This window comes from Streptomyces kebangsaanensis (assembly GCF_001906585.1).
GTDB classification, from domain to species: Bacteria; Actinomycetota; Actinomycetes; order Streptomycetales; family Streptomycetaceae; genus Streptomyces; species Streptomyces kebangsaanensis.
In genome coordinates this window covers 43,982-53,091 of the sequence record NZ_JUJA01000164.1, presented here as the reverse complement: position 1 = coordinate 53,091, position 9,110 = coordinate 43,982, and the positions used below count along the sequence as shown (strand labels likewise).

9 protein-coding genes and 1 pseudogene are annotated in these 9,110 nt (G+C 73.7%); 5 read left to right on the top strand and 5 right to left on the bottom strand.

Annotated elements, in window-relative coordinates:
• The 4 genes and pseudogenes from RH94_RS45360 to RH94_RS33275 all read left to right on the top strand — a co-directional run.
• Positions 1 to 217, top strand: a pseudogene (locus tag RH94_RS45360) (glycoside hydrolase family 9 protein); the annotation flags it as partial.
• A gap of 164 nt (positions 218 to 381) precedes the next feature.
• The gene (locus RH94_RS33285) at positions 382 to 627 is read left to right on the top strand and encodes a hypothetical protein (protein WP_073952055.1); all 246 of its coding nucleotides are present in this window, start codon (positions 382 to 384) and stop codon (positions 625 to 627) included.
• Between the two features lie 3 nt (positions 628 to 630).
• On the top strand, positions 631 to 1,008 hold the full coding sequence (locus RH94_RS33280) for a toxin Doc (protein ID WP_073952054.1): 378 nt from the start codon (positions 631 to 633) through the stop codon (positions 1,006 to 1,008).
• A 438-nt stretch (positions 1,009 to 1,446) separates the two neighbouring features.
• Complete coding sequence (locus RH94_RS33275) at positions 1,447 to 3,090, top strand: RICIN domain-containing protein (protein WP_073952053.1); 1,644 nt, start codon at positions 1,447 to 1,449, stop codon at positions 3,088 to 3,090.
• Positions 3,091 to 3,111: 21 nt separating this feature from the next.
• On the opposite strand, the gene RH94_RS33270 is transcribed toward RH94_RS33275, so the two are convergent.
• From RH94_RS33270 to RH94_RS33250, 5 genes are all read right to left on the bottom strand, one after another.
• The gene (locus tag RH94_RS33270) at positions 3,112 to 4,290 is read right to left on the bottom strand and encodes a lactate 2-monooxygenase (RefSeq protein WP_073952052.1); all 1,179 of its coding nucleotides are present in this window, start codon (positions 4,288 to 4,290) and stop codon (positions 3,112 to 3,114) included.
• A gap of 66 nt (positions 4,291 to 4,356) precedes the next feature.
• Positions 4,357 to 5,052: an alpha/beta fold hydrolase gene (locus RH94_RS33265; RefSeq protein ID WP_073952051.1), complete on the bottom strand. Its 696-nt coding sequence runs from the start codon at positions 5,050 to 5,052 to the stop codon at positions 4,357 to 4,359.
• A 41-nt stretch (positions 5,053 to 5,093) separates the two neighbouring features.
• A complete protein-coding gene (locus RH94_RS33260; protein ID WP_073952050.1) occupies positions 5,094 to 5,771 on the bottom strand; it encodes a cyclase family protein in 678 nt (225 codons plus the stop codon).
• A complete protein-coding gene (locus RH94_RS33255) occupies positions 5,771 to 7,357 on the bottom strand; it encodes a purine-cytosine permease family protein (RefSeq protein WP_073952049.1) in 1,587 nt (528 codons plus the stop codon). The genes RH94_RS33260 and RH94_RS33255 overlap by 1 nt, the downstream gene beginning before the upstream one ends.
• Before the next feature lie 203 nt (positions 7,358 to 7,560).
• The gene (locus RH94_RS33250) at positions 7,561 to 8,127 is read right to left on the bottom strand and encodes a hypothetical protein (protein WP_073952048.1); all 567 of its coding nucleotides are present in this window, start codon (positions 8,125 to 8,127) and stop codon (positions 7,561 to 7,563) included.
• A gap of 324 nt (positions 8,128 to 8,451) precedes the next feature.
• Between RH94_RS33250 and RH94_RS33245 the strand changes: the two genes are divergently transcribed.
• On the top strand, positions 8,452 to 8,886 hold the full coding sequence (locus tag RH94_RS33245; protein WP_073952047.1) for a protease inhibitor: 435 nt from the start codon (positions 8,452 to 8,454) through the stop codon (positions 8,884 to 8,886).
• Positions 8,887 to 9,110 lie beyond the last annotated feature (224 nt).

Below are 9,110 nucleotides of genomic sequence, written 5' to 3'. Positions count from 1 at the left end.
CCCGCCGAAGGGAACCGTCGCCGGAGGCGCCAACTCCAGCATCCAGGACCCCTACGCACAGAGCAGGCTCCAGGGCTGCGTGGGCCAGTTCTGCTACATCGACGACATCGAGTCCTGGTCGACGAACGAGACGGCCGTCAACTGGAACGCGGCGCTGGCCTGGATGGCCTCCTTCGTGGCGGACCAGGGCGGGCCGGCCGGGCCGCCCCGGAGGTGAGACAGGAACAGGACCGCCGCCGCCGCGTCGCCGCCGCCGCGTCGCCGCCGACGCGGCGGCGGCCCTGTTCCGAGTGCCGTGGACCGCGCCGCTCGGTACCGTTTCGTCACTGCTGTGACCTGCGGGTATTTACGGGTGAGTACCCGCGCGGTACCGTGTGGGGCATGCCAGCTCTGAATGTGGAGTTCAGCGATCGCGAGCTTGAGGACCTGCGCCGGATCGCCAAGGAACGCGGTACGTCGATGAAGGCGCTGGTGCGCGAGGCGGCCGCCGCCGACATAGCCCGGCACCGGGCCCTGCAGGAGGGCGCCGAGGCCTTCCGCAGGTTCTTCACCGCGCACGCCGACGAGTTCGCCGAGGCCTTCCCCGAGGACGAGTCGCCCTCGAAAGGCGAGGGGCGGGCCGCCTGACCGATGACCCCAGTCATCCATATCGACGTGCCCTGGCTGCTGCAGCGCCACGAGGAAGTCCTGCCGGACCAGCCCACGGTCGACGACTTCTCGGCCCTGGTGGCCGCCGTCGCCCGCCATCGTGTCGACCCGCCGCGTCTCGGCGTGGACTCCGACCCGGCCTGGCGGGCCGCCGCGCTGCTGCACACCCTCGCCGTGCTCAAGCCCCTGCCGACGGCCAACGCCCGCTTCGCCTGCGCGACGGCCGTGGCGTACATGTTCGTCAGCGGTGTCGGCATCGACCCGCCCTACGGCGCCCTCGTCGACCTCGCCCGCGACCTGATGTCCGGCAAGACCGACGTCTACGGTGCCGCCGACCGGCTGCGCTCCTGGGAGATCTGACCACCGCTCCGCCCGCACCGTGCCCCCGGGGCCGCCGACCGCGGGCGGGAGGAGCGGGGTCGGCGGCCCGGCACGCGCAGGAGAGCCGCCGTCCCGCGCGGGGCCTTCGAGAGGCCGACACCAGTGCACTCCCCGGCCGGGCGCGCCGGGAGCGTGTGCGCGGCGCCGGTGCGTGCGCGTGCTTCGCACGGGACGCGCGGAACGAAGCGGGCGGACACGACGCCCCGTGATGCCCGGTTTCCTGACTTTCCGTCAACGGTGCGGCCCTTGTCCGCATGTCTTGTTGGGCGTCATTGAGTTGTGCAAAGCTGAACGGCCCGTGCGTGCGCAAGAGCCGATTCCAATGGGACAGTTGAGGGGTCGAGCCGGTCCACCGCCGGCCGTACGCCGGACCCACGCGCCCGCACCACTCAGGTACGTACCAAAGGAAGCCGCTTCGTGCCCACCCCCCACCCCGCCCGTCCTTCCTACCCGCCGCCCGGCGGTGCCCCCGGAGAGTCCGACGAGGCCCTCGCCGCACGGCTCGCCGGCAGCTCGGACGCCGAAGTCGCCCACTGCGTGGCCCTGCTGATAGCCCGGCACTGGCAACCGGTCCACGAGTACGCGGTGATCTGCCTCGCCTCCTCGGCACCGATCGCGTCCATGGTCACCTCGGCCGCCTTCCACCAGGTCTTCGACCGGCTGACCCTGGGCGAACCGGGCGCGGCGCTGCGCCCCCGGCTGCTGGTGACGGTGCGGGACACCGTCCGGCTGTGGGCCGCGGAGGACCGGGTGACCGGCGTTCTCCCGGAACTGCGGAAACCCGCCGGGGGCCGGGGGATGCGGAACGCCGTGACCCTGACCCCGGAGAACCGCCGGCTCGCCCAGCGGTCCTTCGAGGGGCTCTTCCCGGCCGCCCGGTGCCTGCTGTGGCACACCGAGGTGGAGGCCGAGCCCCTCGGCGTCCCGGCCGGACTGCTGGGCGTGGACCTCGAGACGGCGGCGCTCACCCTGGAGCAGGCGCGGGAGAAGTTCCGCGAGGGCTGCGTGCGCGCCCACCGGGAACTCGCGCCGACCGACGGCTGCCGCTTCTACAACCGGCTGCTCGACGTCCCGATCCGCCGCGGCGGCGACCTGCTGCCGGACGTCCGACGGCATCTGGACGACTGCCGCTACTGCCGGGACGCCGCCGAACAACTCGGCCTGGTGGAAAGCGGATTGGGTGAACTGCTCGCCGAGGCGGTGCTCGGCTGGGGCGCCGGCCGCTACCTCGCATCGCGCCCGGACCGTGCCCAGCAGGCCCCGCGCACCAGGGGCTCCGGCCGGCACGGCGGCGGGCGGTCGGCCGGCGGTCGGCGCCGGCTGCTGCCCCGTACTCCGGCGTCCGGCCGCCGTGTCCCCGGCCTTCCGCGGCCGTCCCGGGCGCTGCGCACCGGCCTCGGGCTGGCCTCCGCCGGACTGCTCGCCACCGTGCTCGGCGTCAGCCTGTGGTCGGGCGGCGGCGGCACCGCCCCGGCCGCGTCCACCGACGTGACCGGCGCCGGGAACGATCTGCCCGGTGCCGACTCCCCGGCCCCGACCGCCGGTTCGGCGACGCCCGGCGCCGCCGGGCTGCCCCCGGCGACCGGGCAGACCCGGCTGCGCAACGTCTCGGTCGGCCTGTGCCTCGCCGTCCGGGGCGAGCCGAAGGCCGGGGCGGCCGCCGAACTCGCCGAGTGCTCCGAGGCCTGGAACCAGCAGTGGTCCCTGGAGGAGGACGGTCTGCTGCGCAGCGTCGGCGACCCCGGCCTGTGCCTGGACTCGCACGCCGACGCGGGCGTGGTCGTCCTCGGCACCTGCGCGGAGCCCGGCACCGGGCGCGGCCCCGATGTGCGCTACGACACCGGCTCGCAGGGGGAGTTGCTGCCCCGCCGGGAGAAAGGGCTCGCCCTCGCCCCCGCCTCGACGCAGGTGGGCGCCGACGTGGTCGTCAAGGTCCGCGACGGCTCGACGGCCCAGCGCTGGGCGGCCGACTCCCCGTCGGAGAGCCCCGGCTCCCTGTCGATCGCCGGGACGCACACCCCGCCCGTCCGCCAGGTGGACCTGCCGGACAGCACCACGTGAACGGCCGCCTCGCGGTGAGCGTCAGCCAGGTCGGGCAGGGTCCTCCACGAGGTCGGCCGCGCCGACCGTGCCCGGCGTGGCGTGGCCCGTCAGGGCGAGGGTGAGGTCGAACTCCGCGAGCAGGCAGCGGATCACGTGTTCGACGCCCGCCTGGCCGTCCAGCCCGAGCCCGTACGCGTAGGGCCGGCCCACCAGCACCGTCCGCGCGCCGAGCGCGAGCGCCTTGAAGACGTCGTCGCCGGTGCGCACGCCGCTGTCGAAGAGCACCGTCAGCCGGTCGCCGGCCGCCCGGGCCACCCGCGGCAGCGCGTCGGCGGCGGCGACGGAGCAGGCCACCTGGCGGCCGCCGTGGTTGGACACGATCACGCCGTCCATCCCGGCGTCGGCGGCCAGACGGGCGTCGTCGGGGTGCAGGATGCCCTTCAGGACGATCGGGCCGTCCCAGTTCTCCCGCAGGAACGCCAGGTCCGGCCAGGTCTTGCCGGGGTCGGCGAACATGCTCACGAAGTGCAGCACCGCCGCGTTCGGGTCCTCGTGCACCGGCTTGGCCAGGCCCGCCCGGAAGGCCGGGTCGGAGAAGTAGTTGGCGGTGCCCACCCCGTGCAGGAACGGCAGGTACGCCTGGTCCAGGTCGCGGGGCCGCCAGGCCAGCAGCGGGGTGTCCAGGGTGACCACCAGGACACTGAACCCGGACGCCCCGGCCCGGCTCAGGAAGCTCCGGGTCACCTCGCGGTCCTTGGCCCAGTAGAGCTGGAACCAGCGCTCGGCGTCGCCCATCGCCTCGGCGACCTGCTCCATGGGCGTGCTGGAGGCCGACGACAGGACGAACGGCACACCCTGCGCGGCCGCCGCCCGTGCCGCCGCCGGCTCCGCGTCCGGGTGCAGGATCGACAGCACCCCGACCGGCGCCAGCGCCAGCGGGGCCGGCAGGGCCCGGCCCAGCACCTCCACCGACAGGTCCCGCTCGTGCACGTCCCGCAGCACGCGCGGCACGATCCGGCGGCGTTCGAGGGCCGCCCGGTTGGCGCGTGCCGTACTGCCGTCGCCCGCGCCGCCCGCCACATAGCCCACCGGGCCCGGGCCGAGCCGCCGCTCGGTCAGCTCCTCCAGGCGGGTCAGATCGGTGGGCAGCCGGGGCACCGCGCCCGTCAACCCGTTGAGATAGATCTCGTACTGGAAATCCGCCCAGTGCTTCGCCATCCGTCCCTCCCGCCCGGAGTCACCGGCCACGCGCCGCGTCCGACGATACCGACGCCGGGCCGCCCCTCAGTCCCCGGCCGCCGACTCGGCCAGTACGCGGGCCAGTTCACGGGGCCGGGAGAACATGGGCCAGTGGCCGGTGTCCATCTCGACCAGCTCCCAGCGCTCGCTCTTCAGCAGCTCGGCCACGGGAGGCATCGGCTCGGCTCCGTCCAGCAGGCACTTGACGTAGGTCGCCGGCAGCTCGCCCAGCGGGCGCCGCAACACGGCCGGCTCGGTGAGCGAGGCGCCGGGGTGCGGTGTGCCCTCGGTGACGATGCGCTCGATCTGCTCGCCGGTCAGCTCCTGGCCGGCGTACTCGGCCGGGGGGAGGGGCGGCCAGAGCCCGTCGTTGGCGTCGAGCGCCTGCCGGACGGGGGCGCTGTCGAAGCTCGAGAGGAACGACCGCCCGTCGACAGGGACGCCCGAGTCGACGAACACCACGCGCCGCAGCCGGTCGCCGATGTGCTCGGCCGCCTGACCGACCGGGATGCCCGCGTAGCTGTGCCCGACCAGGACGACGTCCCGCAGGTCGTGACGCTCGACATGGCCGACGATGTCCTGGACGTGGGTCCGCAGCCCGGCCGGCACGCCCTTCCTCTCGGCGAGGCCGGAGAGCGTGACGGCGTGGACCTCGTGCCCGGCCTCCCGCAGACCGGGCGCCACCTCGTCCCACGCCCACGCACCGAGCCACGCGCCTGCCACCAATACGAAGTGAGTCATGCCCGCCAACGTATCCGGTGGGTCCGACAACGGCCCATGGCTCACGGGGAGTCGACGCGGGCCACCGCCCGCACCGGCGCCCCGTCCGCTCCCGGCAGCCGCAGCGGAAACAGGAAGACCTCCACCTCGCGGGCCCCGACCAGCCGTTCCAGGTTCCTGAGATTCTCCGCCACGACCCCGCCCGTGCCGCACAGCACCCGGTGGGCCGGCAGGCCGAATCCGGTGACGGGCTCGCCGGACAGGGGCGTGGGGTCGATGCTCAGCGCGTCCACCGCCACCGTGCGCACCCCCGCCTCGACGAGGGACTCGGCGGCCCCGGGCGTGAGCCACGGGTGGGCGAGGTAGTCCGCGCTGCCCCAGTGGGCCGACCAGCCGGTGGCGAGCAGCAGGATGCCGCACGGCGACAGCCTCAGCCGGCTCAGCGCGGGCGCCAGCAGGGCCGGCGTGATCGGAGCCCGGGCGGGCAGGCCGCGTACGTCGGCGACGACCGCGCGGCCCGCGAAGCGGTCCAGGGGCAGCTCGTCCAGGCGGGGCCAGGCGTCGTCGACGTGGAACGGCGCGTCGACGTGCGTGCCGGACTGCGAGCCCAGGTGCAGCCGCAGCACGTTGACGCCGTCGGTGGCGACCCGCAGCGCGGGGGACACGGTGACCTCCGGGTCACCGGGATACACGGGCATCCCGGTGACCACGGGCACCGACAGGTCGAGCCAGTGGGACATCAGCCCGCCTCGGCGGCGGGCACCGCCACCGGGTCGGCGCCGGGCGCGCCCGGCCCGGTGACCGGCGGCACCGGGACGTCGACGGCACGGGCCAGCCGCGGACCCTCGGGCCCGTAGACCGCAAGGGGCTCGGGGAACAGCCGCAGCAGCGCGAGGTACAGCACGGCGGCCACCACCAGCGACAGCGGCAGGCTGATGTCGACGCCGCCCGCGAGGTCGCCCAGCGGGCCGACGAACTGGCCCGGGATGTTGGTGAACAGCACCCCGATGAGCGCGGACACCCACCAGGCGGTCATGCCGCGCCAGTTCCAGCCGTGCGTGAACCAGTAACGGCCGCCGCGCTGACGGCGGTTGAAGACCTGCAGCGCGTCCGGGTCGTACCAGCCGCGGCGGGTGTAGAAGCCGAGCATCATCACCACCATCCACGGCGTGGTGCAGGTGACGATCATCGTGGCGAACGTCGAGATCGACTGCACCAGGTTCAGGGCGAACCGGCCGATGAAGATGAACGCGAAGGCCACCACGCCGACCAGCACCGTCGCCCGCACCCGGGACAGCCACGGAACCACCGAGGCGAAGTCCAGTCCGGTGCCGTAGAGGGACGTCGTGCCCGTCGACATGCCGCCGATCAGCGCGAGCAGGCACACCGGCAGGAAGAACCAGCTCGGCGAGATCGCGAGCAGCCCGCCCACGAAGTCGGGGGCGTCGGGGTCGACGTACTGGGGGGCCTTGGTGGCGATGATGCTCGCCGTCGCCAGACCGAAGAGGAACGGCAGCAGGGTGGCGATCTGCGCCAGGAACGCGGCGCCGACCACCCTGCGGCGCGGGGTGCCGGCCGGGATGTAGCGCGACCAGTCGCCGAGGAACGCGCCGAAGGACACCGGGTTGGACAGCACGATCAGGGCCGCGCCGATGAACGACGGCCAGAACATCGACCGCGTGGCCGCGTCCGCCGAGGCGGTGAACACACCGGCGTACCCCGGGTCGAAGTCGCCGGCGAAGGCGATCGCGCCGAGCAGGAACAGCACGCTCGCCGACGTCACCGCGATCTTGTTCACGAAGAGCATGAAGCGGAAGCCGTAGATGCACACCACGAGGACCAGCGCCGCGAAGACCGCGTAGGCGACGGCGTACGACGCGGTGCTGCGCGGCAGGCCGAACAGCCGGTGCGCGCCGCCGATCAGGGCGTCTCCCGAGCTCCACACCGAGATGGAGAAGAACGCGGTCGCGGTCAGCAGCGACAGGAACGAGCCGACCACGCGGCCGTGCACACCGAGGTGCGCCGAGGACGAGACCGCGTTGTTGGTGCCGTTGACGGGGCCGAACACCGCCATCGGGCACAGGATCAACGCACCCGCGACGACCCCGAGGAGGGTGGCCGCGAGGCCCTGCCAGAAGGAGAGGCCGAACAGGATCGGGAAGGCGCCGAGGACGCAGGTGGAGAAGGTGTTCGCACCGCCGAAGGCGATCCGGAACAGATCCAGGGGCCGTGCGGTGCGGTCGGCGTCGGGGATGCGCTCGATGCCGTGGGTCTCGACCTCGGTGAGGGACGGCGCGTGCGGTGACTGCGATGACTGCGATGACAAGAGGGGGCTCCAGCAGAGGGACGGCGGTGGAGCGCGTGGTGGCGCGACGGGCGGACGGACGCTCGCTGCCGCAGGGGTGCGCGGCGGGAGGCGGACGCCGTCCTCGGGAGGTGTGCCGACGCTAATCGGCGGCGCGAGACCCGCGCCAGAGGACGGTTCATCCAACTTCGCCGCCACCGGTGGACAAAACCTCCACACTTCCGTCACCCCTCCTGACCTGCGCTGTCCATGCCGTGGGCGTCCTCCGGCCGGGCGTCGGGACCCTGCGCCCTGACCCGCTGCACATGCTCCAGGGACTCCCGCAGCTCGGTGAGCCAGTCGTCGGTGTGCCGCTGCACCAGACGTACGCACCAGGCGAGGGCGTCGCTGCGGCTGCGGGCGACGCCGCCCGCGATCAGGGTGTCGAGGACCTGCCGCTCGGGCTGGCGCAGCCGGGTCATCACGGGCGCGGCGACATGCGTGAACAGGGTGCGCTCACCGGCGCACTCCACGCCCCAGGAGACCTTCCGGCGGAACCGGTGCTCGGCCTCGCGGGCCACCGCCATCCGGTCCTGGCGGGTGCGCTCCCGGAACTCCTGCACCCGGCCCTCCACGGCCGCCTCCCGCTCCGCGGGCGAGACGTCCCCGGTCAGCCGGGGCGCGGGGACGCGGCCGATGACGGTGATCTCCTCGCGGTCGGCCGTCACCTCGACCAGCTCTTCGAACAGGTCGTCCGGCAGGCGGCCGGCGAACCAGCCGCGCAGCTTCTCTCGTTGCTCTTTCGTCATCATGTAATGACAATTACTCGACCCGAACGTGAACACAAGGGGGCGCGGAGAAGTGCGCCGAGAGCGGAAGCGGAGTGTTTCAGGACGATTGACGAACGCGGGGAATCCGGCCATCCGACCGGATCCGATGATCGACGGGCCCATGGAATGGGGGTTGTGCCGTTCGCGTTCCGTGACTTCGCGCCACTGATTCAATACGCAAGGTTACCGAAACCCGTGGGTTCGATGTGAGTTTCGGCGCCGGACTCGGCAGACTCCCGCACGCCGGTCCGGCACCGACCGAGCCGGGGCCGGCACCCGACGACATCCAGCGGAAGGAAGCACACGATGCGGACCACCGCGCGCTGGGCAGTGACCCTCGGCCTCACGGCCACGACCGTCTGCGGACCCCTCACCGGGGCCGCCCTGGCCGGCCCGTCCCCCGCCCCCGCCGCGCTCTACGCCCCCTCGGCCCTGGTGCTCACCGTGGGCCACGGCACCGCCGCGGCGACCGCCACCCCGGAGCGCGCCGTCACCCTGACCTGTGCCCCGGCCCCCTCCGGCAGTCACCCGGCCGCGCCCGACGCGTGCGCCGAGCTGCGGGCCGCGGGCGGTGACCTCGCCGCGCTCACGGCGGGCGACGACGTGCTGTGCACCCGGGAGTACAACCCCGTGGTGATCACGGCTCAGGGCGTCTGGCAGGGCAAGCGCGTCTCCTACGAGCGCACCTTCTCCAACGAGTGCGTGAAGAACGCTTCCGCGACGAGCGTCTTCGCGTTCTGAGGGACCGGGATCGCGCGGTCCCCGCGCACAACTGAAGGGTCCCGCGGATGGGGAGTGCGAGTCCCTGTCGCGGGGATCCGAGGCGGTCTCGCACCAGGGGTCGGACGGGCGGAGTGGGGCCGCCCGCCGACCCCTGGCACATGCGCACAGCGCGCCACCGCGTCCGCGCCCCGTGTTCACGCCCCCGCGCGGGCCCGGTGGGCGGGCACGCCGCGGGCCGCAAG